We start from the raw sequence: 24,944 nt of genomic DNA on the forward strand, positions 1-24,944 counted from the left end.
TTACTTTTTTTCTGCAATCCTTAATTTTGCACTACGTGCCCTATTGTTACGTTCAATTTCTTCTTCAGTCGGAACAATTAGTTTACCTATGCTTTTAAAAGGCACTTCAAAACGGCCAAACATATCACGTTCAGGTTCGCCCTCAAACATGCCATTTTTAATAAAGCGCTTTACCAATCGGTCTTCTAATGAATGGTACGAAATAACGCTTAATCTGCCTTCTGGCTTTAAAATTTCTAGTGATTGAACTAAAAATTCTTTTAAAACTTCTATTTCTTGATTTACTTCGATACGAATACCTTGGTAAATTTGAGCTAAAATTTTATTACTGCGGTGCGGGTAAAAAACGAGCTAAAACAGCTTTTAACTGCTCTGAGTTTTTTATCGGTTCTTTTTCGCGTGCTTCAACAATGGTACGAGCAATAGCACGCGCATTGGTTAGTTCAGCATATTCAGCAAAAATATTTTTAAGTTCCACTTCGTCGTACTCGTTAACAACATTGTACGCAGAAATATCACCGTTTTGATTCATACGCATATCTAACTCAGCTTCAAAACGTGTAGAAAACCCACGTTCGGCAACATCAAATTGATGCGATGAAACACCTAAATCTCCTAAAATACCATCAACTTCACGAACGTTATGAAAACGTAAAAAACGTTTGATGTATCTGAAGTTTTCATTAATTAAAACAAATCTAGGATCGTCAAGCGCGTTAGCTAAAGCATCTAAATCCTGATCAAAAGCAAATAATTTACCGTTTGGACCTAAACGCGAAAGAATTTCACGCGAGTGCCCCCCACCACCAAAGGTTACATCTACATACACACCATCGGGCTTAATATTTAAGCCATCGACAGTTTCTTTCAACAATACGGGGTTATGATATTCTAAATTCATCTCCATTAAAATCTCCCATTACCTGCTCGGCTAAATCAGAAAAATCTTCGTCGGTCATGGCAATGGCTTGTTCATATAAATTTTTGTCCCAAATTTCGATATGATTTAAATTGGCTGTTAAAACAATATCTTTAGAAATTTGGCTGTACTCAATTAAATCTTTTGCTAATAAAAAACGGCCTGCATCATCAATTTCAATCACCTTCATTCCTGCCTGGTACATTCTGGCAAATTGTTGGTTCTTTTTAGTGAACTGATTTAGCTGGCCTAACTTAGCGGCAATCTTTTCCCACTCCTGCATTGGATACAATTCGATACATTTTTCGAATATAGATCGCTTTACTACAAAACCTGCTTCTAGGTTTGGTAGCTGCTTTTTTAGGGCAGAAGGTATTGAAACCCTGCCCTTTGCGTCGATCTTACATTCATATGTACCAATAAATCCTATCATCCTGCAGAATTTAGATTAGGTTATATACAAAAATATATTTTTTTTTCCACTTTTTACCACATTTTCCCACAATGTTAGAAAAAATTATCAACAAAAACGCAAAACCCCATTCAAACACCTAATTACACTGATTGTTAGCGATTTAAAAAAAACAGAAAAAGTAAAAACAAAATCGAATGAAGTAAGAAACAGACTATTAAAATAACGTTTTTTTTTCAAAAAAGGAAGTGAATAATATGGCAAAAAATAGTTAAATCGCCTAAAACTCATTTTTTATAAAAAAACACATTATTTACAGTTTTATACAAACATCACACAAAAAAAGACTTATATTTGCAAATCGCAAATGCTTATAATTTTAATGAAACAAGCTTTAAAAAAAGAAGGTAAATACAGCTATCTGGAAGTGGGTGAAGGAACTACACCAATAATCATTTTACATGGATTAATGGGTGGGTTAAGTAACTTTGATGGTGTAATTGACTACTTTTCTAAAAAAAATTATAAAATTGTTTTCCCCGAATTACCGCTTTACAACAGTAACATTTTAAAAACCAATGTAAAAGCTTTTGCAAAATATGTAAAAGACTTTATTGATTTTAAGGGATTTGACAAGGTAATTTTGTTAGGAAACTCATTAGGCGGGCACATAGCCCTTTATCATGCTAAAATTAACCCAGAAAAAATGGCTGGTTTAATTTTAACCGGTAGCTCGGGCTTATACGAAAGCGCTATGGGTGATAGCTACCCACGACGTGGAGATTACGAGTTTATTAAGAAAAAGGCGCAAGATGTATTTTACGATCCTGCCGTAGCAACTAAAGAAATTGTTGATGATGTTTATGCCACGGTTAACGACCGAATGAAGTTGGTAAAAACCTTAACCATTGCTAAAAGTGCTATTCGCCACAATATGGCTAAAGATTTACCCGAAATGCAAGTTCCAACTTGTTTAATTTGGGGTAAAAATGATAATGTAACCCCACCAGAGGTTGCAGAAGAATTTAACGAGCTGTTACCCAACTCAACCTTATATTGGATTGATAAATGCGGACACGCAGCCATGATGGAACACCCAGATGAATTTAACGAGATTATGTTCACCTGGTTAAAACAAAATAATTTATAAAAGTTACAGCTTGCTGTAACTTTTTTATTAAGAATATCTTTATGAAAGTAAATAAAGCAGAATTTATCATCAGTAATTCTGATGTTAAAAAATGTCCCGCTGAAATATTGCCCGAATATGCTTTTATTGGTCGATCAAACGTTGGTAAATCATCCTTAATAAATATGTTAACCGGCCGCAAAGCTTTAGCTAAAGTTTCGGGGAAACCGGGTAAAACACAGCTTATTAATCATTTTAAAATAAATGACAATTGGTTTTTAGTAGATTTACCTGGATACGGCTACGCCAAAGTTTCTAAATCTACCAAAGGTATTTTTCAGAAATTCATTACTGAATATTTTGAGAAAAGAGAACAATTGGTTTGTGGTTTTGTACTAATTGATGTACGCTTAGAACCGCAGAAAATTGATGTGGAATTTATGAGTTATTTAGGTAATGCAGGCGTTCCGTTCTGTATTATTTTCACCAAAGCCGATAAGTTAACCAAAAGTAAAGCCATGCAAAACATCGCAGCTTACAAAAAAGTACTTTTAGCTGGCGATTGGGAAGAATTTCCTACTTACTTTTTAACTTCATCAGCATCGGGCGAGGGGCAAGACGAAGTTTTACAGTTTATTAACGATGTAAACACCGATTTCTTTAAAAGTCAAGAAAGTTTTATATAAATAAAAAGCAACCCAATATGGGTTGCTTTTTTACTTTTTAAGTAGTTCTAATTTTTCTGCAAAGTAATCACAAAAATCTTTCATGGTTGCAGACATTTTTTCATCATCAGTTGCGCGTAAAAACGTATCTGACATGGCTACCAAAGTTTGGTGAAAAAATATTTTCATTTCATCAACTGGCATATCTTTTGTCCATAAATCAATACGTAAGGTTTCCTTTGCTTTACTATCCCAAACCGACATTAATAGTGCTTTGGTATTTTCGTTTTCTACCCCACCATCTTTTGCAGACCAAGTTAAGGTTTCTGGTACTCTATTTTCGTCAAGTTCAACTTTTACTTTTATTTCAGATTTAAATGTTTTTGCCATTATTTTTTAGGTTTGTATTTAGAATTTTCAAAAATATCTTTAGGTTCTGTTGTTAACATGGTTTGTAAACTTACATCGTTATGCTGCATGTACGATTTAACAATTTGCCAGCCCAACCAAACACCGGTTCTGCCCGGAGATTCTTGATCTATTTCTAGGTAAAATTTAGAAAAAGGTGCTTTACGAACAAAGCGCGCATCTAAACGGCTGTCTGAATCAAAAAGCAATTTTTTATCAACCAAATAACTCCAAATTTCAGATTCGTTTTCTTGGCACCAAACAATTTGCTCGGGCGTATAATTCATTTTTTCAGCATCGGTTGTGTAAGACAGCAATGCATCTTTTAAATATAAAATTTTACCTTGCTGAATCATGTTTGCCAACAAACTTTTATCACTTGTTGGAGCAATTACGGTATAAGCAAACTTTGTTGCCATATCTTGCGCCATTTGATCAGCATTGTATTCTGAACGCAAATATTGAGGAAAATCGGTATAATATTTATGATCTTGCCCTAAATAAGTTTCTAAGGTTATTATGGCTAAAGAATCGGTGTAAATAGCACCAAAATCTTTTTCCATATCACCCACAACTGTTATAAGCTGGTTGGGAACCTGTTTTTCAGGAAAATGGAATTTAATGGCTTTAAACAAAAACGCAACATCATTAAACTTATCGTTTGTAGGAAAGTTGGTTTGTACTTCCTGATAAACTTCTTGCCATAAAGAATCGTTACGTTTGCCTAAAAATTCAGCCGGATCCATTTCTCCAGGAAAGAAAAACGGATATTTAGCCATCATTTGATCTAAATCGTTTATATCGAATTCAAAATATTCTTTATCAAAACGGGAAATAGCAGTTTCGTGATCAATAGCCGAAATTTTGTCGTAATCTGCATCTACAACTTTTGGTTTATCTTTACAGGCAACAAAAAACAAAGAAAGCAGAAAACTTGTAAATAATATTTTTCTCATTTAAATAAAAAATTTATTTGCGTAAATTTATGCACGCGGTGTTGTGCAAATATACAATTACCAAACTATTAAAATTACTAATTAAAAGATAAATGGAGCAAGCAAAAAAATTTAATGCCCAAGCTGTAAACCAACACATTGTAAATTGGTTAAAAAATTATGCAACTAAAGCTAGGGTTAACGGATTTGTTGTTGGTATTTCTGGCGGAATTGATTCGGCCCTAACCTCAACCTTATGTGCACAAACAGAATTGCCAACTTTGTGCGTAGAAATGCCCATTCATCAGGCAGCGAGCCAAGTTTTACGTGGTGAAGAACATATTCAGTTTTTACTGAATAAATTCCCGAACGTTTCGCGTGCAAAAGCCGATTTAACACAAAGCTACGACGTTTTAGCCCAAAGCTTGCCTACAACAGCTAATGTAGAAAAACTTAACTTAACTTTGGCCAACACGCGCGCACGTTTGCGCATGACAACTTTATATTATTATGCCGGTATTCATGGCTATTTGGTGGTTGGCACCGGTAATAAGATAGAAGATTTTGGTGTCGGATTTTTTACAAAATACGGCGATGGCGGTGTAGATATTTCTCCAATTGCTGATTTAATGAAATCGGAAGTTAGATTACTTTCTGAATATTTAGGCGTAACTGCAAACATTATAACAGCTAAACCAACTGATGGATTATTTGGTGATGACCGAAGTGATGAAGATCAATTAGGTGCTAATTATGATGAATTAGAAGAAGCCATGCTTGCACATGAAATGGGCAAAACAGCAGCCGATTTTGAAGGCCGAAAACAAGTAGTTTTTAAAATTTACGAACGTTTAAATCGCATCAACCAACATAAAATGACTCCTATTCCGATATGCGAGTTAAAAACATTATAAAGTAATTTGCTACAATATTATAAATAATATCGCGTTAATCATTTTGAAAGCTGAATAAAAATAACCAAAATTATTACAAAATGATAAAACTTTGTATTGCAGATAACCAACCTGTAACTCATTTTGGGTTAGAGGCCTACTTTAAAAAAAATGAAAAGATTGTGATTACGCAAAACGTTTCTAACTTAGAACAGTTAGACGAAACGTTACGTAAAAAATCAATAGATGTATGTGTGATAGATTTAGAGTTAGAAGGTTTAACTTCGATAAATTACATCAAGGCCATATCATCAGAAAATCCTTCTATCAAATTTTTAGTTTTTTCTAACTTAGCTGAGCAAATTTATGCTTTTAACGCCTACAAAAGCGGAGTTAAAGGTTATGTATTAAAAAAGGAAAAACTACAAGTTTTAGAAGATGCGATTTATAAAGTAAACGACGATAAAATTGTTTTTAGCGATTTAATTAAAAAACAAATTGAATTAAATAGCCGTGGTAAAAAGGCTGACCGTTTACACCGCAAATTATCTTCAAGAGAAATTGAAGTTTTACGCTATTTAAGCGAAGGCAAAAAAAACAAAGAAATTGCTGAACTTTTAGAGCTTAACGAAAAAACAATTAGTACGTATAAATTACGCTTATTAACTAAATTACATGTTACCAGCTTAGTAGATTTAATTGATAAAGCGCGTAACTTAGAAATTGTAAACTAATTGTTGTACACCACATACACGCGATTTAGTTTTCTAGAAAGCGTGGTTTTTAGTAAGTTGAAATCTTGAATTTGATGTTTTACATCGTCCGTAATTTCAGTTTCCTTATCTGTTATGGATTGAAATAAATCAGTAACCATTTTGGCCATCCAAACCCAATTTAACGTTAACATAGTTTCGGTTACATATTGGTTAATGGTCATTTCTTTAGTTTTTACATCAATCATCTTTTTATTCCAATCGTGCAAAATATTGGCATGATTTTCAAAAGAAATATTACTAACGATTTGAGCAATTTCGGGTTCTTGCGTTAATAAAAAGGTTGCCACATCAAACGTGGTTGCCCCATTATTTTCAAGAGTTCTAAAATGCTCAATCAGTCGGTAATATATGGTTTTGTAGGTTGGATTGGTAAATTCAATCACATCCTTATCGTATTCAAAATACAAATTAACTTTGTTGTAAACTTTTCTTTTTACTTTTACAACCGCTTCTTCATAATCGCCGTTTTCTAAAAGCACATAATTTTCTTCGGTAAATACCTCATCGGTAAATCCGTGGTTAATTAATATATCTAAGATGCGGTATTCTAAATCTTGAATAATTTCTTGGTTTTGCAGACCTTTTACCGTATCGGTATTTTTTACAACTTCAAACGTTTTTTGGCGCTCTTCTTCAATTAACTTTTTATTGGCTTTGCTAATATCAACCGCCACAATTTGCGCTAACGAGTTGTAAATAACTTGTTCCGAAACATCCATAATTTTAGCACATTCCTGCACATAAACTTCTCGCTTAATAGCGTTCGGAATTTTAGAAATGCTCACAATCATATCGTTTATTAAATTGGCCTTTTTAATAGGATCGTTTTGCGATTCTTCCATTAAAAGCTTTGCCTTAAACTGAATAAAATCGGTGCTATTGGTTTCTAAATAATGCTTTAGTTCTTCGTTTGATGTTTTTTTGGCAAAGCTGTCAGGATCTTCTCCTTCCGGAAAAGTACAAACGCGCACATTCATGCCTTGCTCTAAAATTAAATCAATACCGCGAATAGATGCACGCAAACCAGCCGCATCACCATCGTACAAAACGGTAACGTTATCGGTTAATCTGTTTATTAATCGAATTTGATCTGGAGTTAAAGCGGTACCTGATGAGGCAACAACGTTCTCAATTCCCGATTGGTTAAACTGAATTACATCGGTATATCCTTCTACCAAATAACAATTTTGAAGTTTAGAAATGGCTTGTTTTGCCTGATAAATACCGTATAGAATTTTACTTTTATGATAAATATCTGATTCGGGCGAATTTAAATATTTAGCTGCTTTTTTATCAGAAGTTAAAATACGCCCACCAAAACCTAAAACACGGCCCGAAAAGGAATGAATAGGGAACATTACTCGGCCTTTAAATCGATCGAATTTTTTATCGTCTTTAACAATGGTTAACCCCGATTTATCCAGATATTCTAAAGAATATCCGTTAGCAAGCGCCTGATTGGTAAATGCATCCCATGAATCGGGCGAATAACCCAAATCGAATTTTTTAATGGTTTCGTCAGTAAAACCACGTTCTTTAAAGTACGACAAACCAATTGCTTTACCTTCTTCGGTGTTTTGCAAAACATCGTGAAAATAGGTTTTCGCATATTCCGAAACCAAATACAAACTTTCGCGTTCGTTTGCTTTTTCGGTTTCTTCGTTGGTTTGCTTAATTTCTTCTATTTCTATATTGTATTTTTTTGCCAAGTAACGTAAAGCTTCTGGGTACGTAAAATGTTCGTGCTCCATGATAAACGAAATGGCATTTCCGCCCTTGCCCGAACTAAAATCTTTCCAGATTTGTTTTACGGGCGAAACCATAAACGACGGAGATTTTTCATTAGAAAAAGGGCTTAATCCTTTTAGATTACTTCCTGACTTTTTTAAATGAACAAAATCGCCGATAACTTCTTCAACTCGCGTTGCATCAAAAATTTTATCTATGGTAGTTTGTGAAATCATTTTATACAATAGTTTGTCCCTAACAAAAATACGCATTGTTAGCCAATAAAGATAAAAAAACGAATCTTAAAAAAGATTTGTTTACTTTTTAATTGAAATCAAAACGCAGTCCGGCAGAAATTAAATTTACATCGGTTGGTTGTTTTTTAAACAATGGATTTAAATTGTATTTAACGTAAAAGCTGGTTTGTTTATAGCCCACATAAGCACTTAAGCCGTATATAAACTTTTCAACATTATAACTTGACGAGAATTTTTCTTTATAGCTTTTACCATCTTCTCGGTATTTAAACTTTTGTAACGTTTGTAAATGAGTACCAAAAAAACCTCCAATTCCGAATCGGAACGCTTGATGCGAAGCAAATACATTTTTTTGTAATTTTTCAGAAAAACGTTTTTTAGTAAAATCAAACTCCAAATGCAACGGAACAACTAAAGTTGTATTTCTAAACATATTTTTTTTGTAGTTGATTCCTGTTGGTTCTAAACTAAAAATACCATTATCATCGCGCACAAAAACATAATTATTACGCGGGCTTAATTTATCAAACATAAAACTAAACCCATATTTAAAATGCAATAAGGGCGAATTTTTACTTAAGCGCGTATTGTACGTATATCCCAGCTCGTAAAACATAGATCGTAAAGGCGTAAAATCGCCGTTTTTTAAATCACCATTTTCTAGCAAGCTATTTACCCCAAAAGCAAAAACCAATTGTGAGGTTGTACGTTTTTCAGAACGATCTTTTTTATTGTGTTTGCTTGAGCTGTAAACAAATTTGGGCGAATGCTCGGCCAAACGATCCATAAAATCAGGCTCTTCTTCTACAACAACAATTTCTACCGGCTGTTGGTTGTTAATAAGCTCGGTTACACGGCGCTTAATTTCGTTATCAATTAAATGTTGACTGCTAGCTACAGAAACTTTTATTTGGTGCGAATAATGCTGCGCTAACGAATCTTTTTTATACTGCGCTTGTTGCGGCGTTATTTGCTTTGCATCTTCTAAAGCCCAAATGGCATCTACCCCATTTTTTAAAGAATCTTTGTATTGTACAACTTGCAATTCTATAAGCTGAAGTTGTTGTTGTACCGAACTTTGTAAAGGTGAATTTTGTGCAAATGCTTTACCAAGCATTACAAGCACAAGGCCAGTGGCCCATAAAATAATTTTAAACATAACTATTTGTTTTTTGATTGATGATTTTTATTCGTAATTGCGATTGCTAATTGCCATTCTAATTTTCTGGAACTTGCCTTCTTTCTTACTTAATTCAGTATTTGCTTTTTCAAAATTAAGTTCACGTTCGGTTTGTTTTAACAACATTTTAGGCGAAACATCAACTTCAAAATTCTGTTTATTTTCCCATTCTATTTGTAACGTTCCGGTAGCATAATGCGTTTCTGACTTTATAACCGAATCGGGAATTACATAATTTTCTGTTTCTGCAACAATTATATTTTTATCCGCGTTACTATTTTTTGGACTGGCAATTTGAGTTGCTGGTAAAAGGTTTATGTTCACATCCTGATCTAATTCATCAGGTAAAAACGGTTGCGCAACTGAATCAACTTCAACTAAAACAACAGGCTTATTTTCAGATTCGTTCTCAGATTTATTAGAATCTAATAAGTAAAGCGCGAACCCAAAACCTAAAGCAAAAACAGCAGCTAAAGACAAATACCTTTTCCATACAATATTTTTGGTTGCTTGATTAACTAGCTCAGGTTCGCTAGGCAAAGCTTTATCTAACATGCTCGCTAAATGTTGCCAAGATTGAGCACTAGGTTCAATTCGTTGCTCGTTGGCAAGTTCTTTTATTTTTTTATCTAGCGGTTCCATGTTCATTTGTTTTTAATTGTTGTAAAGCTTTTTGAATGTATGTTTTAGCGTAAGCTAATTGCGATTTCGAGGTTCCTTCGGAAATTTGCAAGCGCGTAGCAATTTCATGATGTTTGTAACCTTCTATCACAAAAAGATTAAAAATCATTTTACAACCTTCGGGCAAATCGTTAACAAGCAATAATATTTGTTCGGCATCATGGGTTAACTCGGTTTCCTCAGTTATAAAATCGTGTTCGGCAATTGTTACAAATTCTAATTGTTTAATTTGTTTACGATGCGCATCAATACATTCATGAACCACGATGCGCCGAATCCAGCCTTCAAAACTTCCTTGGTCATTATATTGCGTTATGTTTACAAAAACTTTTAAAAAAGCTTGAAGCAAAACATCTTCTGCCAAAAAAACATCTTTAAAATACCTACGGCAAATAGCCAGCATTTTAGGAGCATATTTGTTGTAAATAGCTTGCTGAGCCAACCTATTATTAGCTTTTGCCTGAACAATTAGTTCTTGTTCTTTAGGATGTAAAACAACAATTTTCATAAATAGTAGGTTGGTTTATTAGGATAGACGAAAATTACGATAAAAAGGTTGGAAAGTTTTTTAAAAATATTGATATAAATAAAAAAGCAACTGATAATCAGTTGCTTTTTTATTTATTTTTTACGTTCAATAACATAATTAACCATGAGTACCAAGGCATCTTTATACGGAGAAGTTGGAAAAACTTCTAACAAGGTTAGTGCTTGTTGCTGAAAGTCGACCATAACCTTTTCTGCATAAGTTAGTCCGCCATTTTGTTTTACAAATTCAATAACCTGGTTTACGCGTTTTTTATTTTTATTGTGGTTTTTAACCGAATTTATTAACCATTTTTTATCTGCTTCACTGCAATTGTTTAAGGTATAAATTAACGGCAGCGTCATTTTTTGTTCTTTAATATCTATTCCGGTTGGTTTACCAATAGGTCCGTCGGTATAATCAAACAAATCATCTTTAATCTGAAAAGCCATTCCGATAAGTTCGCCAAACTTACGCATGCGCTCAACCATTTCAGTATCTTCGGGTTTAACAGCACACGCACCTAAAGCACAACAAGCTGCAATTAAAGTTGCTGTTTTTTGACGAATAATTTCGTAATAAACATCTTCTGTAATATCTAAACGACGTGCTTTTTCAATCTGCAACAATTCGCCTTCAGACATTTCTCGTACCGCTACCGAAATAATTTTAAGCAAATCAAAATCGTCGTTGTTTATAGAAAGTAACAATCCTTTAGAAAGTAAAAAATCGCCAACTAAAACTGCAATTTTATTTTTCCATAAAGCGTTGATTGAAAAAAATCCGCGGCGTTTGTTTGAATCATCCACCACATCATCATGCACCAAAGTTGCTGTATGAATCAGCTCAATAACCGATGCACCACGATAAGTACGTTCGTTTACTTCGCCATTGGCAACCATTTTAGCAGTTAAAAACAAAAACATAGGGCGCATTTGCTTGCCCTTGCTGTTTACTAAATAATGGGTAATTCGGTTTAAAAGGGCAACTTGTGATGTCATAGCATCTTGAAACTTTTTTTCAAAAAGTTTCATTTCTAATTCAATCGGCTGCTTAATTTGCTCGGTAATTTTCATAACTTATAACGTAACGTACTAATGTAATAAAAAATTACGCAACTCCTTCTTTATTTGCCAATTGTCCACAAGCTGCATCAATATCTTTACCACGGCTATGACGTACCTTTGCTACAATATCTGCCTTACTTAATTCCTGAATATATTGTTCAATTACTTTTGGATCGGCTTGCTGAAATTCGCCATCATCAATCGGGTTGTATTCAATAATATTTACCTTACATGGCACATGCTTACAAAACTTAACCAAGGCTTTAATAGCAGCTTCGTCATCATTAATTCCTTTCCAAACTACATATTCGTAGGTAACTTTACTTTTGGTTTTATGGTACCAATAAACTATGGCATCTCGCAATTCTGGCAACGGAAAATTTTTTGTAAACGGCATAATTTTATTACGCGTTTCCTCGATAGCCGAATGCAAAGAAACGGCCAATTTAAACTTAACGCCATCGTCTGCCATTTTACGAATCATTTTAGAAACGCCCGAGGTAGAAACCGTGATGCGTTTTGCGCTCATGCCCAAACCTTCATCGCTTGTAATCATATCAATCGCTTTCATTACGTTGTTATAATTCATAAGCGGTTCGCCCATGCCCATAAAAACAATATTACTAAGCGGACGGTTATGGTACATACGGCTTTCTTGATCAATTGCAACAACTTGATCAAAAATTTCGTCAGGAGCTAAATTACGCATGCGTTTTAATCGTGCGGTAGCACAAAAATTACAATCTAAACTACATCCAACTTGGCTAGAAACACAAGCCGTTGTACGCGTTTCGGTAGGAATTAAAACCGATTCTACAATTAACCCATCGTGCAAACGAACGGCGTTTTTAATAGTTCCGTCGTTGCTGTGTTGCATTTTATCAACCTTAATGTGGTTAATCACAAAATTATTTTCTAAAAGCTGACGCGTTTCTTTAGACAAATTGGTCATGTCTTCAAAATGGTGCGCACCTTTATTCCACAACCATTCGTAAACTTGGTTGCCCCGAAAAGCTTTGTCGTTGTTTTCAACAAAAAACGCACGCAAATCATCTTTCGATAAACTTCTAATATCTTTTTTATTCTGTTGCATAGCTGCAAAATTACATAAAATTGTGCATAAAATGGTGTTAATTTATAAATATACGGGCGTTGCTCACCAGCATGAAAAAGCTGGTGAGCCGCACCATTCGTCCTCGCTGTTATTTCACTGCGTTGCATAACGAGCTCAAACAAGGCTGCTGTTGCTAACGCGCGCTGCAAACCAAAAATGCAAAGGCGCACATTTAAAAAATGTTTGTACTTTTGCAACTTAAAGAATTAGTTACCATGCATTTTATTTCAGCAGAATTAGAAGAATATGTAGAACATAATTCGGCAGCAGAACCCGAATTGTTAGCTCGTTTAAACCGCGAAACGTATCAAAAAATATTACAACCGCGCATGTTAAGCGGTCATTTTCAGGGGCGCGTACTTAGCATGTTAGCTAAAATTATTCGTCCAAAAGTTATTTTAGAAATTGGTACGTATACCGGTTATGCAACCATTTCTTTGTCCGAAGGTTTACCAGCAGATGGCGTAATTCATACCATTGATATTAAAGAAGAACTTCAGGATTTTCAGCGTAAATATTTTGATTTAACCGGATATGGCGAAAAATTTCATCAGCATTTAGGTAAAGCGCTCGAAATTATTCCAACCTTAAACACCAAATTTGATTTGGTATTTATTGATGCCGATAAAGACAATTACTTAAATTATTACGAATTAATTGTACCACTAATGAATCCGGGCGGAATTATTTTAAGTGATAATGTTTTATGGTCAGGAAAAGTTGTTGAACCGTTAGATGATAAAGATCGTACAACTAAATTATTGTTAGATTACAACCAACGTTTAGTTAATGATCCGCGTGTAGAAACGGTTTTACTACCCATTCGTGATGGTTTAACCGTAACCCGAGTTTTATAAAAGCAAAAAAGCGCAACCCAAAAACAGGTTGCGCTTTTTATATGAGAAATTAAATTTGAACGCGTTACAAATGGTTTGCAGCCGGAAAATATTTGTTGTTTAAAAATTGATACAATTTGTAAAAAACAAATCCAGTACAAGCTCCGAAAGCATAACCAACCAAAATATCTAAAGGATAATGTAAGCCTAAATAAACACGTGAATACGCAAATAATAAAGGAAACAAAAACAATAAAAATAAATATTTAGTATAATAGTTACGCAGCAATAAGTAAATAAACAACGTAGTTGCCATAGAGTTGGATGCGTGCCCAGAAAAGAAACTAAACGATTGGCGGGTTATAATACTGCGTAAAAATTCTTTCACTCCAGGTTCATTACACGGACGCAAACGTTCTACCGATTTTTTTACCAAATTGGTTGACTGATCGGTAAACAAAATAAGCAAAGCCATAACCAAAACCACCAAACCAAAATTTTTCCAGCCAATTTTTTTTATCATTAAATAAAAAACATAGCCAAAAACAGGGATTAAATACCACCATTGGGTAATAATTAAAAAAAACGTATCTAATGTTGGGGTACCTAAATTGTTTAAGTAGATAAGTAGTTGTTGGTCAAGGTTAATAAATTTATCTAACATTAGCGCTGTCTTTTAATTGGGCCTGTCATTTGTTCAATATCTTCTTTTGCCTGATCTATTTCTTTCTGAACATCACTGGTTAAATCAATATCGTTTAATGGGTTTAAACTTTCTTTAATATCATTTATTGGGTTAATATCTTTTAAATCGTTTAACGGATTCATTTCTTTCAAATCTCCCAAACCGTTTTCTTCAGCACTTTTGGTAATTTCATTTTTTATTTCGTTAGTTGCGTGGCGCAACTGCGCAAAACCTTTACCTAAAGTTCGGGCAATATCGGGAATGTTTTTAGAGCCAAATAACATTAAAGCTATAATAATAATAAAAAATATTTCTGATCCACCTATTCCAAACATTGTAATCTTTTTTAAAATTCAATTAAGTAACAAAAATACAAACTTTGTAGCATTATATCATAAAATATAAATTAAAAAACCATTATAATTCAAAAACACAAGTTAAAAATGTGAATGATTTTTTTAAAAAAAGCTCGTAACTAGGGTTACGAGCTTTATGTTTATTTTATTTCTTCTTGTAAGTACGCGTAATAACCAGAACGGTTGCTTACCAAAACTTCTAACAAGCTTAAAGCATCAAGTTTTTGTGTGCTATGTTTATCTAATTTATTATTAGCAATTAAATAATCTAAATAATAATTTACTTCGGTCGTTGACATATTTAACTGATCGGCTAAATTATTTTTGCCATAAACCACATAAACTTGCTCCTGAATTTTTTGTCGTTCTGACGGTTTTTGTGATTTTTTAAACAATTTACCAACCGCATTACTTATGGCTACGAAGTTTACTGCATATGGATCTGATTTAATAGTTCCCGGCATGCCTTCATGCAATCTATCAACTAAAACGCGTGAATTTTGTTGTTCTGAATCTAAATCTAATCCGGTAACTTTTTCACGTATTTCACCTTCTAAATCACGATAAAAGGTTGGTAAACTACGTCCGTCTAAACCAAGTTGTCCGGTTAGGTTATGGCGGTAAATTACAATTTCATCTAACAGGGTTGATTTTGGATAAACATTTACCTGCAATTCTACATTAAAATCTACCGGATCAACCACATATTGCATGGTTATTATATTAGGCGAATCAAAATACAACGTATCTTTTGGATTGGCTTTTATAGTAAACGTACCATCGGCACTGGTTTTAGTTTCAAGTTTTGAGGTACGATTTAACACCGTAACATTTTTTACATTTAAAGAATCAGAAAGTAATTGTCCGTAAATGGGTTTTTGTTGCACTATGTTTTGAGCAAAAGCAAATGCTGATAAACATAGCAATAAAATTGAAATTTTAGTTTTCATTATGTGTGATTTATAGGCTATAAATGTAAGTAATTTAGTTTCATTTAAAATATAAAATAATTTTACTTGCTAGTAATAACTTACAAAATTTAAATTTATTTTACGTTAAAATCGTTTTTATAGGCGCGCGCAATATCAATCAAAATAAATCGAAGTACATTCTTATCGTTACTTTTTACAGCATCTAAAACATTATTGTACCGGCAAGCAAATTGCGAAAAACTTTCTAAATACATTTCGGGCAAATTAAAATCGGTTATTAATTCGCTTCGTCCATATAAAGTAAGTAATTTATTTTCTACGCTTGCTTGCTTTTCTAACCCAATCAAGGTTTTGTACATTTTACGTTCGCCGTTTAATGAATTTGCTAAAAAATCTACCGGGCCATTGCTTGCCGATTTTAGGCGACGTTCGGCCACCGTGTATTGTTTGGCCGGTTGGGCAAGCACACCAAATTCAACCGGATCTAAAGCTTTATAAATTTGCACTTCTTTTAACATGTTCGCGAACTTTATCATCCGAATCTGTAGCAAATCAGTTTCAAAATCTTGATCAGAAACCACGTGCACATAATCGTACAAAAATTCTGACTTAAAAATTAAGCTATCATTCAAATCAACCTTTAATGAAAAATACCCCCCAGGAGATGTAACTTTTTCATATTTTTGAGTTTTATTAAAAATAGTGATGTTGCTTAAATCGTCTTGTTCGGCAGTAACTTTACCCATTAATTGCAATTGTTTTTGGGCAAAAGTAGTTGCAAGGCAAAAAAAGAATATAAATAGCGAAAAATAAAATTTCATTGTTTTGTTTTAATCTATCTAAAATAGACAATAAAAAAACGCATAAAACAAGCAGCATCATAATATTTAGTTAAATAACTAGCATTAATTTAATTTTGAATTATGAAAAAAATGATCATTGCGAGCACCTCAACTTTATACAACGGCTCGTATTTAGAATATTTATTACCTACGCTTTCTGAGTTTTTTAAAGATGTAAAAACCATAACTTTTGTTCCGTACGCGCAACCTGACGGCATTTCTTTAGATGCATATACAGCAAAAGCGGCGCAAGCCTTTGAAAAGATTGGTAAAAAAGTTATCGGCGTACATACATTTGATAATCCTGCAGATGGAATTGAACAAGCTGAAGCTATTTTTACTGGTGGCGGAAATACCTTTTTATTGGTTAGTAAACTTTATCAATATAAATTAATGCAAGCCATAGAAAAGGTGGTAAAAAGCGGAACTCCATATTTAGGAACCTCAGCCGGAAGTAATATTTGTGGGCTAACTATGGGCACAACTAATGATATGCCAATTATTTACCCACCTAGTTTTCAAACCTTAGCTTTAGTACCTTTTAACCTAAATCCGCATTATTTAGATCCTATTGCTGATTCAACGCATATGGGTGAAACTCGCGAAACTAGAATTCAGGAATTTCATACTATAAATCCTCAACCGGTTGTAGGTTTACGAGAAGGCAGCTGGTTAGAAGTTGTTGACGAAACTATTACATTAAAAGGAGAATTAACTGCACGTATTTTTAGAAAAAATACGACTCCAGAAGAATGGCCTACAAATGCTGATTTATCATTTTTAAAATAAACAAGCAAACAAACAGTTAATCTAATAAACGAGAATATTATGGAAGGAAAAATACATTTTAAGATTAACGAAAAAGAAAACAATGGCATTTTTTTTGATGTTTTTGTTGATGAACAAAACATTACAACGCTTTCTTTTAACCACAATAGCTTTGTTTACAAAGCAACAGGTTTAAAAAACTATTCGGTAGTGATAAAAAATGATTCGGTTGAAAAGAATGCTATTGTAAACTTGAGCAATAACGAACCCGAAAAAACCGTTGAAATAACTACAACTCGTGCAAATAAAATTTACAACCTATATATGGTGTTTGTGCTAGTATTTATTGCTGTTATTTTAACTTGCTATTTTGTTTTTGCAGTAGATATTTATTATTTACTAATTTTTATGGTTATAGCCCTACCGCTAGTAATTGCAAAATTCATGCAAAACAATTCTAAAAATGATGCCTTTACAATACATATAAAATAAAAAAACTCCTTAGTTAAACTAAGGAGTTTTTTTTGAGCAGAAGACGAGGCTCGAACTCGCGACAACCTGCTTGGAAGGCAGGAGCTCTACCAACTGAGCTACTTCTGCAAAATAATAGTCTTTGAAAACTTCTATCAAGTTTTGGAGCAGAAGACGAGGCTCGAACTCGCGACAACCTGCTTGGAAGGCAGGAGCTCTACCAACTGAGCTACTTCTGCAAAATAATAGTCTTTGAAAACTTCTATCAAGTTTTGGAGCAGAAGACGAGGCTCGAACTCGCGACAACCTGCTTGGAAGGCAGGAGCTCTACCAACTGAGCTACTTCTGCAAAATAATAGTCTTTGAAAACTTCTATCAAGTTTTGGAGCAGAAGACGAGGCTCGAACTCGCGACAACCTGCTTGGAAGGCAGGAGCTCTACCAACTGAGCTACTTCTGCTAATGTGAGTGCAAATATATAGCTACTTCACCCATAAAAGCAAATTTTAAAATGATTTTTTTTAGTAAAAAGTAAATATTAAAAGTACTGAGTTAAAAATCAATAAATTACCAAATAAAAATTTTTATTTCTACTAAAAACATACTAATTTAAGGTAACAAAGGTTTGTATATTAAGGAAAATGTAATGAATATGAAGAAAAGTTTTATAGCCTTACTTGTACTTTTAGGTTTTGTTTCGTGTAAAAAGGAAATAAAAAGCCCAATCGAGCTAATTACAGAAATTTTTAAGACAGAAAGTCCAGTTGCACTTGATTCTACGCAACTAAAAACAAAATACCCAACGGTTTTCGATTTTTATAAAAACAACAACTTTAAAACGGTTTGGTTTGAAAAAAACAATCGTAAAGCTTTTATTGACTTTGTAAAACAATTGGACGAAGATGGTTTAAACCCGATAGATTATAATTTAGAAATAATTCAGTCTGTTCAAAAACCTTTTGATTCTTTAAGCGAAGCTGAATTAATGGATTTAGATGCCCAATTAACTGCTGGCTTTATAAAAGCTGCCAATCATTTACATAATGGCAAAATAAACCCAAATACGTTTTATAGCGATTGGGAAATAAAACAGACCAATACCCAAGCAGATAAATTGCTAAATCAGGCATTAAAAAAACAAAAAATTGCTTTTGTTTTAGATAGCTTACGCCCTAAAAACAGAATTTATGCTCGTTTACGCGAAAGTCTAAAAGCGTACAAAAACCAGAATACAGATACAACAAAAGCCATAAATCAAAAAATTGTAGCAGATAAAAAAATCGTATTAGAAGATTCTACCTCAGCAATTTTGGCTATTAAAAACAGATTGGCTTATTTAAATTTTTATCAAAACTCAGATTCCTTATCAGCTGTTTATACAACTGATTTAGAAGATGCAGTTAAAGCTTTTCAAAAAACACATAATCTTACACCAGACGGCATTATTGGTAGCAGTACCATAAAAGCACTAAATCACAATAAAGATTATCGCAAAAAGCAAATTATTGCCAATTTAGAACGTTTTAGATGGTACCCAGATAGCTTAGGCACCAATTACGTTATGGTAAATATACCAGAATTTAGATTGTGGTTTGTTCAAGACGGAGATACCGTTGTTACCAAAAAAATTATTGTAGGAAAAGAAGCGAGAAAAACAGCTATTTTATCATCAAAATTCAGTGATATTGTTTTTAATCCAACTTGGACAGTACCACCAACAATTTTAAAGAAAGATTTAACCCCAGCTGCAAGTAAAGATTTAAGTTATTTTAGTCGAAATAAGATTAAAATTTATAAAGATGGTGCTGTAGTTGATCCGGAAGATTGGAATCCAAAACATGCTTCGCAGTACCGTTATGTACAAGATCCGGGCAGTCACAATTCTTTAGGATTAATTAAATTTAACTTTCCTAATAACCATGCCGTTTATTTACACGATACAAATCATAAAAGTGGATTTGGACGCGATGGCAGAGATTTAAGTTCAGGATGTATTCGTGTTAATGAACCTTTTGATTTAGCAACAATAATTTTTGAAGTTGATGGTAACAAAAACATGACCAAAGCAAAAATGGACGAACTCATTGCTGAAGGAAAAACAAAAAGTATTCGAGTTAAAAACCCGATATATGTGCATCAATTTTATTGGACGGTTTCTTTAAACGAAAATAACGAAATACAATTTAACGAAGATATTTACAATTTAGATATAGCCCTTTACCAAGCCTTGCAAATTTAATGTATTTAAATGCTGTGCAGCAGTAAGCGTTTCTAACGAATTGTGGTAAATAAAAAATACCGACTGACTCTGAATTTTTTTAATTAATTCTAAATTAATTTCAGTTTCTACAGCTGGGCAACCTTGGCTTCGCCCTAACCTACCATTATTTGCAATAAAGTTGGGCGAAACATAATCGGCACCATGTACAACAATACCACGCTGACGCGCTAAACCATTCAACTTAGGGTTTAAGCCATCTAAACGCATAGAAGTTCCGTTTTTACCCTCATAAATTTCGCCCGTTAAAAATGCGCCTAAACTGCTCTGAAAAGAATTGGTTTTGTTAGAAAATTTGGTAGCAAATTCATCGCCGCTATTCATTCCGTGCGAAACCAACAAGTGCATAACAACCTCAAAAATTTCCATATCAATCACCCACATTCTTTTTTGGTTAGATGATAAAGATAAATCGACAATGGTTAAAATAGGATTAGCTACTGCATCTTTTTGCACTAACTTTTTATAGGCAGTAAACGCCTTGTTAAAGCACAATAAGCTGGGTTTATTATCGGGTTCAAAAGCAATGCTGTCATAAGCATTTTCTGAAGCGTAATCTACAATTGATATTGGCGCATCGGCTACAAAAGTTTGTGGTTTAGCTATAGCTTCTGCTTTTTTACTTGTAGCAAATGTTGCATCGATTGCGTTCGAAAAGTAATTTGATGTAAAGCTAAAGCAAATCAATAAAACAAATAAAAACAAAGGGAAAACGGGGAATGGCTTTTTCATTATAACATCAAAAATCGAACAATTACTAACAAATATTTAAATAAAACGGTGATAAATCTACAAAAAAACAATTCAATCAGAATTTACAACGTGCTATTTATGAAAATATTACACGAATATAAAAATTAATTTGATTAAATTAATGTAATTTTGTGTTAACAATACAACAGATTATCATGAATAAAAAAGTACTATTAATGATTTTAGATGGCTGGGGAAAATCGCCAGATCCAAAAGTTTCGGCGGTTGATCAAGCTAAAACCCCTTTCATCGATCATTTATACACAAAATATCCAAACGCACAACTTAGAACCGATGGTTTACATGTAGGTTTACCCGAAGGACAAATGGGAAATTCTGAAGTTGGACATATGAATTTAGGTGCTGGTAGAATTGTTTACCAAGATTTAGCCAAAATAAACATTGCGGTTGCAAACGGAACATTGGCTAACGAACCCGAAATTCAAAAAGCATTTAACTACGCCAAAGCTAATAACAAAGCGGTTCATATTTTAGGTTTAGTTTCAGACGGCGGCGTACATTCGCACATCAATCACTTATACGGATTATTAGATGCTGCAAAAGCAAGTGAATTAAACAATGTTTTTATTCATGCTTTTACAGACGGACGTGATGTTGATCCAAAATCGGGCGCACAACACATAGAGAACTTAATTAATTACACCCAAAAATCAACCGGAAAATTAGCTACCGTTACCGGACGTTATTACGCTATGGACCGTGACAAACGTTGGGAACGTGTTAAAAAAGCATACGATGCCTTAGTAAACAGCATAGGTAATTTTAGCACCGATGCGGTTAAAAGCATTAAAGACAGCTACGAACAAAATATTACGGATGAATTTATTGAACCTATTATTTTAACCGACGAACAGCTTGTTCCGATTGCTACAATAAAAGAAGATGATGTAGTTTTATTTTTTAACTTCAGAACCGATCGCGGCAGACAATTAACCGAGGTTTTAACGCAAGATGATAAGCCTGAATTTGGCATGCACACCATTCCGCTTTATTTTGTTACCTTAACCAATTACGACGAAAATTATAATAACATAAAAGTTGTTTATAACAAAGATAATATTACCAAAACCTTAGGTGAGGTAATCGCAGATGCGGGTAAAAAACAGATTCGAATTGCCGAAACAGAAAAATACCCGCACGTAACCTTTTTCTTTTCTGGCGGACAAGAAGAAGCTTTTGAAGGAGAAAGCCGCATTTTATGCCCGTCTCCCAAAGTTGCGACGTACGATTTAAAACCTGAAATGAGCGCGTACGATTTAACAGAAGCTTTAGTTACAGAATTAGAAAAAGAATCGGCCGATTTTATTTGTTTAAATTTTGCCAACGGCGATATGGTTGGCCATACCGGAAGCATGGAAGCTGCAATTAAAGCATGTGAAGTTGTTGATAAATGTGTAGAAAAAGTAATTACAACCGCTTTAGCACATAATTACAGTACTTTAGTAATTGCAGATCATGGCAATTGCGAAACCATGATAAACCCAGATGGAACTCCAAATACAGCACATACTACCAATCCGGTACCTTTTATTTTGGTAGACGATGCGCAAATTGCTATTAAAAACGGTGTTCTTGGAAATATTGCACCAACCATTTTAGATTTAATGGGAATTAAACAGCCCGAAGAAATGACACAGAAATCGTTACTAATAAAATAAGGTATGAAAAAAGCATTTTGGGCTGGTACTTTTTTACTTGTTGCAATGAGCGCATGTAAAAAAGAAACAAAGCCAGCAATTACAACAGATAAAAATCAGTTTGAATCTGAATTTTACGGGGGTTGCATGCAAGCCATTCAAAATTCAGGCGGCGATTTATACAACGAAGATTTAGCGGCGAATTACTGCAGCTGCGTAATTAGAACCGTTTTACCAGCATTAACTGATGAAGAAAAAGCTCAAATCTCATCGCCAAACAATTTGGAGGTACAAACAAAGGTAAATGCTTTAGTACAACCTTGTTTAGATGATTATTTAACCGCATTAGAAAGCCTAGAATAAATCTAGGCTTTTTTTATTTTGATCGAATTTTTTGTTCCCACAACCAAGCACTTTCCATCGCTTGTTTTAACGTGCTTTCTGCTTTCCATCCTAAAACAGAATGTACTTTATCTGTATTTGCATAAGCTTCGGTTACATCGCCTTCACGGCGTTCAACAATTTTATAGTTTAGCTTTTTACCAGAAACCTCTTCAAAAGCCGAAATAACTTCTAAAACCGAAGATCCGGTTCCGGTTCCTACATTAAAAATCTCCACTTTTTCTGTATTTTTTTTATGAACCAAACGCTCTAAAGCAACAACATGCGCTTTAGCTAAATCTACTACATGAATATAATCGCGAATACAAGTTCCATCTGCGGTATCGTAATCATCACCGTAAACAGAAAGTTGCTCACGCAATCCGATAGCCGTTTGCGTAATAAACGGTACTAAATTTTGTGGCACACCGTTTGGCAATTCACCAATTTGAACCGAAGGATGTGAACCTATTGGATTAAAATAACGCAATAAAATTGCATGAATGTTGGTTACATTGGCTGTATCAGTAATAATTTCTTCTCCTATTTGTTTGGTATTTCCGTACGGGGATAATGCAGGTTGAATAGGTGCATTTTCAGTAATTGGCATTTGTGCCGCTTGCCCGTAAACGGTACAAGAAGAACTAAAAATAAAATTGGCACGAGCCTTATCTTGCAAATTTTGCAACAAGTAAACCAAGCTGTTTAAATTATTTTCATAATACAACAACGGATTCTTAACACTTTCGCCAACCGCCTTAGAAGCTGCAAAATGAATAACCCCCTCAATATCTGGATTTTGATTAAAAAAGTCAAAAACTAAATCTTTGTCGCGTAAATCAATATTGTAAAATTCAGGCTTTTTGCCTGTTATGGCAGTAATTCCGTCTAAAACATGAATAGATGCGTTGGAAAGGTTATCAATAACTACAACATCGAAGCCTTTGTTCTGAAGTTCAACAACCGTATGCGAGCCAATAAAACCTAACCCACCGGTAACTAATATTTGCATAAAAATGGTTTATTACTAAAACCCTAAAGTAAGCACAATATTATAGGTAACAAACAAAAAAGTCAGCAAATGCTGACTTTTTATTATTTTAAAAATTCTAAAATTGTAGAAGTTATATAAGCTATTTGATCGTCTTCTAACTCCGTATGCATTGGTAAAGCAATAACTTCTTTCACCAATTGATTGGTAACCGGAAAATCAGCTTCATTATAACGCGCATCAGCATAAGCTTTTTGCGAGTGCAAAGGAATTGGATAATAAATAGCACAAGGAATTTGTAAACCTTGTAAATGTGCTAAAAGCTCGTTGCGTTTTCCGTTTGTAATTCGAATTACATATTGGTGAAAAACGTGGTCGTCACCAGCTTCATCAAAACTTGGTGTAATAATATGTTCGCAACCTGCAAATGCATCGTTGTACTTTTTAGCTGCTAAGCGACGTGCTGCATTGTAATCATTCAACAACGGTAATTTTGCATTTAAAACCGCAGCTTGAATTGAATCTAAACGCGAATTTACCCCAATTACATCGTGGTGATAACGCTCGTACATACCGTGATTTACAATTCCACGAATAATATGCGCTAGCTTGTCATCATTTGTAAAAATTGCTCCACCATCACCATAACAACCTAAGTTTTTAGAAGGGAAGAAAGATGTTGCACCAACATGCCCAATGGTACCAACTTTATGTTTTGTACCGTCTGCTTGGGTGTAATTTGCTCCAATTGCTTGTGCATTATCTTCAATTACATACAAATTATGTTTTTTAGCCAAAGCCATAATTGCATCCATATTAGCTGCACGGCCAAATAAATGTACCGGAACAATAGCTTTTGTTTTTGGCGTAATTGCTTTTTCTATAGCTTCGATATTAATATTCATCGTATCAGGATAAACATCAACCAAAACTGGAGTAAGTTGTAATAAACCAATTACCTCAACCGTTGCAGCAAAAGTAAAATCGGCAGTAATTACTTCATCACCGGGTTGTAAACCTAATCCCATCATAGCAATTTGTAACGCATCGGTTCCGTTTGCACAAGGAATTACGTGTTTCGCACCTAAATAGGTTTCTAATTCTTTTTGAAATTGATGTACTTGCGGACCGTTTATATAAGCCGTTGTATCTAAAATTTCTTGAATAGATTGATTAACCGTATCTTTTATTTGATCATATTGACTCTTTAAGTCAACCATTTGTAGTTTTTTCATTTGCTAAAAAATTAACGGTGCTAAATTACAAATAAATCAAATGGAAACTCTTAAAAATAACGAAAGAAA

The 24,944-nt window shown here is 33.9% G+C and carries 26 protein-coding genes, 4 tRNA genes and 1 pseudogene; 10 read left to right on the forward strand and 21 right to left on the reverse strand.

Going from position 1 to position 24,944, the window contains the following annotated elements; all coding sequences use genetic code 11:
- Positions 1-907 (reverse strand): annotated as a pseudogene (gene rsmH, locus K5I29_RS08965) (16S rRNA (cytosine(1402)-N(4))-methyltransferase RsmH).
- Entirely contained in the window at positions 882-1,352 is a 471-nt protein-coding gene (gene mraZ / locus K5I29_RS08970) for a division/cell wall cluster transcriptional repressor MraZ (protein WP_264432639.1), read from the reverse strand. The pseudogene rsmH and the gene mraZ overlap by 26 nt, the downstream one beginning before the upstream one ends.
- A gap of 361 nt (positions 1,353-1,713) precedes the next feature.
- Between mraZ and K5I29_RS08975 the strand changes: the two genes are divergently transcribed.
- Both K5I29_RS08975 and yihA read left to right on the forward strand, forming a co-directional pair.
- On the forward strand, positions 1,714-2,481 hold the full coding sequence (locus K5I29_RS08975) for an alpha/beta fold hydrolase (protein ID WP_264432640.1): 768 nt from the start codon (positions 1,714-1,716) through the stop codon (positions 2,479-2,481).
- 41 nt (positions 2,482-2,522) lie between these two features.
- A complete protein-coding gene (gene yihA, locus K5I29_RS08980) occupies positions 2,523-3,146 on the forward strand; it encodes a ribosome biogenesis GTP-binding protein YihA/YsxC (protein ID WP_264432642.1) in 624 nt (207 codons plus the stop codon).
- A 30-nt stretch (positions 3,147-3,176) separates the two neighbouring features.
- On the opposite strand, the gene gldC is transcribed toward yihA, so the two are convergent.
- Positions 3,177-3,515: a gliding motility protein GldC gene (gene gldC, locus K5I29_RS08985; protein WP_264432644.1), complete on the reverse strand. Its 339-nt coding sequence runs from the start codon at positions 3,513-3,515 to the stop codon at positions 3,177-3,179.
- Positions 3,515-4,489: a gliding motility lipoprotein GldB gene (gene gldB, locus K5I29_RS08990; protein ID WP_264432647.1), complete on the reverse strand. Its 975-nt coding sequence runs from the start codon at positions 4,487-4,489 to the stop codon at positions 3,515-3,517. The genes gldC and gldB overlap by 1 nt, the downstream gene beginning before the upstream one ends.
- A gap of 92 nt (positions 4,490-4,581) precedes the next feature.
- On the opposite strand from gldB, the gene nadE reads away from it, so the two are divergent.
- Together nadE and K5I29_RS09000 are read left to right on the forward strand one after the other, a co-directional pair.
- The gene (gene nadE, locus K5I29_RS08995) at positions 4,582-5,382 is read left to right on the forward strand and encodes an NAD(+) synthase (protein WP_264432649.1); all 801 of its coding nucleotides are present in this window, start codon (positions 4,582-4,584) and stop codon (positions 5,380-5,382) included.
- An 80-nt stretch (positions 5,383-5,462) separates the two neighbouring features.
- Entirely contained in the window at positions 5,463-6,095 is a 633-nt protein-coding gene (locus K5I29_RS09000) for a response regulator transcription factor (RefSeq protein WP_264432651.1), read from the forward strand.
- On the opposite strand, the gene dnaG is transcribed toward K5I29_RS09000, so the two are convergent.
- The 6 genes from dnaG to rlmN form a co-directional block, all read right to left on the reverse strand.
- On the reverse strand, positions 6,092-8,101 hold the full coding sequence (gene dnaG / locus K5I29_RS09005) for a DNA primase (protein WP_264432653.1): 2,010 nt from the start codon (positions 8,099-8,101) through the stop codon (positions 6,092-6,094). The two genes, K5I29_RS09000 and dnaG, sit on opposite strands and share 4 nt — an antisense overlap.
- An 88-nt stretch (positions 8,102-8,189) precedes the next feature.
- Complete coding sequence (locus K5I29_RS09010) at positions 8,190-9,281, reverse strand: hypothetical protein (RefSeq protein ID WP_264432654.1); 1,092 nt, start codon at positions 9,279-9,281, stop codon at positions 8,190-8,192.
- A 27-nt stretch (positions 9,282-9,308) separates the two neighbouring features.
- A complete protein-coding gene (locus K5I29_RS09015; protein ID WP_264432656.1) occupies positions 9,309-9,944 on the reverse strand; it encodes a hypothetical protein in 636 nt (211 codons plus the stop codon).
- A complete protein-coding gene (locus K5I29_RS09020) occupies positions 9,928-10,491 on the reverse strand; it encodes an RNA polymerase sigma factor (RefSeq protein ID WP_264432658.1) in 564 nt (187 codons plus the stop codon). The genes K5I29_RS09015 and K5I29_RS09020 overlap by 17 nt, the downstream gene beginning before the upstream one ends.
- A gap of 113 nt (positions 10,492-10,604) precedes the next feature.
- Complete coding sequence (locus tag K5I29_RS09025) at positions 10,605-11,585, reverse strand: polyprenyl synthetase family protein (RefSeq protein WP_264432659.1); 981 nt, start codon at positions 11,583-11,585, stop codon at positions 10,605-10,607.
- Between the two features lie 34 nt (positions 11,586-11,619).
- Positions 11,620-12,669 carry a 23S rRNA (adenine(2503)-C(2))-methyltransferase RlmN gene (gene rlmN, locus K5I29_RS09030; RefSeq protein WP_264432662.1) on the reverse strand — a complete coding sequence of 350 codons (1,050 nt, stop codon included), beginning with the start codon at positions 12,667-12,669 and terminating at the stop codon, positions 11,620-11,622.
- 236 nt (positions 12,670-12,905) lie between these two features.
- On the opposite strand from rlmN, the gene K5I29_RS09035 reads away from it, so the two are divergent.
- Positions 12,906-13,547, forward strand: a complete 642-nt coding sequence (locus K5I29_RS09035) for an O-methyltransferase (RefSeq protein ID WP_264435185.1) — start codon at positions 12,906-12,908, stop codon at positions 13,545-13,547.
- 64 nt (positions 13,548-13,611) lie between these two features.
- Here K5I29_RS09035 and K5I29_RS09040 read toward each other — a convergent pair whose 3' ends face one another.
- From K5I29_RS09040 to K5I29_RS09055, 4 genes are all read right to left on the reverse strand, one after another.
- Positions 13,612-14,190 carry a phosphatase PAP2 family protein gene (locus K5I29_RS09040; protein WP_264432665.1) on the reverse strand — a complete coding sequence of 193 codons (579 nt, stop codon included), beginning with the start codon at positions 14,188-14,190 and terminating at the stop codon, positions 13,612-13,614.
- Positions 14,190-14,546 (reverse strand): Sec-independent protein translocase subunit TatA/TatB, encoded by a 357-nt coding sequence (locus K5I29_RS09045; protein WP_264432668.1) that lies wholly within the window; start codon positions 14,544-14,546, stop codon positions 14,190-14,192. Before K5I29_RS09045 ends, K5I29_RS09040 begins: the two co-directional genes overlap by 1 nt.
- 161 nt (positions 14,547-14,707) lie before the next feature.
- Positions 14,708-15,517 carry a hypothetical protein gene (locus K5I29_RS09050; protein WP_264432669.1) on the reverse strand — a complete coding sequence of 270 codons (810 nt, stop codon included), beginning with the start codon at positions 15,515-15,517 and terminating at the stop codon, positions 14,708-14,710.
- Between the two features lie 95 nt (positions 15,518-15,612).
- Complete coding sequence (locus K5I29_RS09055) at positions 15,613-16,320, reverse strand: hypothetical protein (protein ID WP_264432671.1); 708 nt, start codon at positions 16,318-16,320, stop codon at positions 15,613-15,615.
- A gap of 102 nt (positions 16,321-16,422) precedes the next feature.
- Between K5I29_RS09055 and pepE the strand changes: the two genes are divergently transcribed.
- Together pepE and K5I29_RS09065 are read left to right on the forward strand one after the other, a co-directional pair.
- Positions 16,423-17,130: a dipeptidase PepE gene (pepE, locus tag K5I29_RS09060; RefSeq protein WP_264432672.1), complete on the forward strand. Its 708-nt coding sequence runs from the start codon at positions 16,423-16,425 to the stop codon at positions 17,128-17,130.
- Positions 17,131-17,169: 39 nt separating this feature from the next.
- A complete protein-coding gene (locus K5I29_RS09065; RefSeq protein WP_264432673.1) occupies positions 17,170-17,601 on the forward strand; it encodes a hypothetical protein in 432 nt (143 codons plus the stop codon).
- A 35-nt stretch (positions 17,602-17,636) separates the two neighbouring features.
- Here K5I29_RS09065 and K5I29_RS09070 read toward each other — a convergent pair.
- The 4 genes from K5I29_RS09070 to K5I29_RS09085 all read right to left on the reverse strand — a co-directional run bounded on the left by K5I29_RS09070 (position 17,637) and on the right by K5I29_RS09085 (position 18,039).
- Positions 17,637-17,709, reverse strand: a tRNA-Gly gene (locus K5I29_RS09070).
- Between the two features lie 34 nt (positions 17,710-17,743).
- Positions 17,744-17,819, reverse strand: a tRNA-Gly gene (locus K5I29_RS09075).
- 34 nt (positions 17,820-17,853) lie between these two features.
- Positions 17,854-17,929: transfer RNA gene (locus K5I29_RS09080), tRNA-Gly, on the reverse strand.
- Positions 17,930-17,963: 34 nt separating this feature from the next.
- Positions 17,964-18,039: transfer RNA gene (locus K5I29_RS09085), tRNA-Gly, on the reverse strand.
- 192 nt (positions 18,040-18,231) lie between these two features.
- Here K5I29_RS09085 and K5I29_RS09090 point away from each other — a divergent pair.
- A complete protein-coding gene (locus K5I29_RS09090) occupies positions 18,232-19,818 on the forward strand; it encodes a L,D-transpeptidase family protein (RefSeq protein WP_264432675.1) in 1,587 nt (528 codons plus the stop codon).
- On the opposite strand, the gene K5I29_RS09095 is transcribed toward K5I29_RS09090, so the two are convergent.
- Entirely contained in the window at positions 19,783-20,589 is an 807-nt protein-coding gene (locus tag K5I29_RS09095) for a murein L,D-transpeptidase catalytic domain family protein (protein ID WP_264432676.1), read from the reverse strand. The two genes, K5I29_RS09090 and K5I29_RS09095, sit on opposite strands and share 36 nt — an antisense overlap.
- A gap of 176 nt (positions 20,590-20,765) precedes the next feature.
- Between K5I29_RS09095 and gpmI the strand changes: the two genes are divergently transcribed.
- Both gpmI and K5I29_RS09105 read left to right on the forward strand, forming a co-directional pair.
- Positions 20,766-22,289 (forward strand): 2,3-bisphosphoglycerate-independent phosphoglycerate mutase, encoded by a 1,524-nt coding sequence (gpmI, locus tag K5I29_RS09100; protein WP_264432677.1) that lies wholly within the window; start codon positions 20,766-20,768, stop codon positions 22,287-22,289.
- Positions 22,290-22,292: 3 nt separating this feature from the next.
- Positions 22,293-22,631 carry a hypothetical protein gene (locus K5I29_RS09105; protein ID WP_264432679.1) on the forward strand — a complete coding sequence of 113 codons (339 nt, stop codon included), beginning with the start codon at positions 22,293-22,295 and terminating at the stop codon, positions 22,629-22,631.
- A 13-nt stretch (positions 22,632-22,644) separates the two neighbouring features.
- Here K5I29_RS09105 and galE read toward each other — a convergent pair whose 3' ends face one another.
- Together galE and K5I29_RS09115 are read right to left on the reverse strand one after the other, a co-directional pair.
- Entirely contained in the window at positions 22,645-23,661 is a 1,017-nt protein-coding gene (gene galE, locus K5I29_RS09110) for a UDP-glucose 4-epimerase GalE (protein WP_264432682.1), read from the reverse strand.
- Between the two features lie 83 nt (positions 23,662-23,744).
- A complete protein-coding gene (locus K5I29_RS09115; protein ID WP_264432685.1) occupies positions 23,745-24,875 on the reverse strand; it encodes a DegT/DnrJ/EryC1/StrS family aminotransferase in 1,131 nt (376 codons plus the stop codon).
- Positions 24,876-24,944: the final 69 nt, after the last annotated feature.

This window comes from Flavobacterium agricola, assembly GCF_025919725.1.
GTDB lineage: Bacteria > Bacteroidota > Bacteroidia > Flavobacteriales > Flavobacteriaceae > Flavobacterium > Flavobacterium agricola.

Bases quoted from the DNA above. Each gene is read 5' to 3' on its own strand.
- mraZ (WP_264432639.1), bottom strand. From the start codon at position 1,352: ATGATAGGATTTATTGGTACATATGAATGTAAGATCGACGCAAAGGGC.
- rlmN (WP_264432662.1), bottom strand. From the start codon at position 12,669: ATGCAACAGAATAAAAAAGATATTAGAAGTTTATCGAAAGATGATTTG.
- K5I29_RS09115 (WP_264432685.1), bottom strand. From the start codon at position 24,875: ATGAAAAAACTACAAATGGTTGACTTAAAGAGTCAATATGATCAAATA.
- K5I29_RS09045 (WP_264432668.1), bottom strand. From the start codon at position 14,546: ATGTTTGGAATAGGTGGATCAGAAATATTTTTTATTATTATTATAGCT.
- K5I29_RS09020 (WP_264432658.1), bottom strand. From the start codon at position 10,491: ATGAAAATTGTTGTTTTACATCCTAAAGAACAAGAACTAATTGTTCAG.
- K5I29_RS09090 (WP_264432675.1), top strand. From the start codon at position 18,232: ATGAAGAAAAGTTTTATAGCCTTACTTGTACTTTTAGGTTTTGTTTCG.
- K5I29_RS08975 (WP_264432640.1), top strand. From the start codon at position 1,714: ATGAAACAAGCTTTAAAAAAAGAAGGTAAATACAGCTATCTGGAAGTG.
- K5I29_RS09010 (WP_264432654.1), bottom strand. From the start codon at position 9,281: ATGTTTAAAATTATTTTATGGGCCACTGGCCTTGTGCTTGTAATGCTT.
- K5I29_RS09025 (WP_264432659.1), bottom strand. From the start codon at position 11,585: ATGAAAATTACCGAGCAAATTAAGCAGCCGATTGAATTAGAAATGAAA.
- gpmI (WP_264432677.1), top strand. From the start codon at position 20,766: ATGAATAAAAAAGTACTATTAATGATTTTAGATGGCTGGGGAAAATCG.
- gldC (WP_264432644.1), bottom strand. From the start codon at position 3,515: ATGGCAAAAACATTTAAATCTGAAATAAAAGTAAAAGTTGAACTTGAC.
- dnaG (WP_264432653.1), bottom strand. From the start codon at position 8,101: ATGATTTCACAAACTACCATAGATAAAATTTTTGATGCAACGCGAGTT.
- yihA (WP_264432642.1), top strand. From the start codon at position 2,523: ATGAAAGTAAATAAAGCAGAATTTATCATCAGTAATTCTGATGTTAAA.
- K5I29_RS09105 (WP_264432679.1), top strand. From the start codon at position 22,293: ATGAAAAAAGCATTTTGGGCTGGTACTTTTTTACTTGTTGCAATGAGC.
- K5I29_RS09050 (WP_264432669.1), bottom strand. From the start codon at position 15,517: ATGAAAACTAAAATTTCAATTTTATTGCTATGTTTATCAGCATTTGCT.
- K5I29_RS09095 (WP_264432676.1), bottom strand. From the start codon at position 20,589: ATGAAAAAGCCATTCCCCGTTTTCCCTTTGTTTTTATTTGTTTTATTG.
- gldB (WP_264432647.1), bottom strand. From the start codon at position 4,489: ATGAGAAAAATATTATTTACAAGTTTTCTGCTTTCTTTGTTTTTTGTT.
- K5I29_RS09055 (WP_264432671.1), bottom strand. From the start codon at position 16,320: ATGAAATTTTATTTTTCGCTATTTATATTCTTTTTTTGCCTTGCAACT.
- K5I29_RS09015 (WP_264432656.1), bottom strand. From the start codon at position 9,944: ATGGAACCGCTAGATAAAAAAATAAAAGAACTTGCCAACGAGCAACGA.
- K5I29_RS09000 (WP_264432651.1), top strand. From the start codon at position 5,463: ATGATAAAACTTTGTATTGCAGATAACCAACCTGTAACTCATTTTGGG.
- K5I29_RS09065 (WP_264432673.1), top strand. From the start codon at position 17,170: ATGGAAGGAAAAATACATTTTAAGATTAACGAAAAAGAAAACAATGGC.
- nadE (WP_264432649.1), top strand. From the start codon at position 4,582: ATGGAGCAAGCAAAAAAATTTAATGCCCAAGCTGTAAACCAACACATT.
- pepE (WP_264432672.1), top strand. From the start codon at position 16,423: ATGAAAAAAATGATCATTGCGAGCACCTCAACTTTATACAACGGCTCG.
- K5I29_RS09040 (WP_264432665.1), bottom strand. From the start codon at position 14,190: ATGTTAGATAAATTTATTAACCTTGACCAACAACTACTTATCTACTTA.
- galE (WP_264432682.1), bottom strand. From the start codon at position 23,661: ATGCAAATATTAGTTACCGGTGGGTTAGGTTTTATTGGCTCGCATACG.
- K5I29_RS09035 (WP_264435185.1), top strand. From the start codon at position 12,906: ATGCATTTTATTTCAGCAGAATTAGAAGAATATGTAGAACATAATTCG.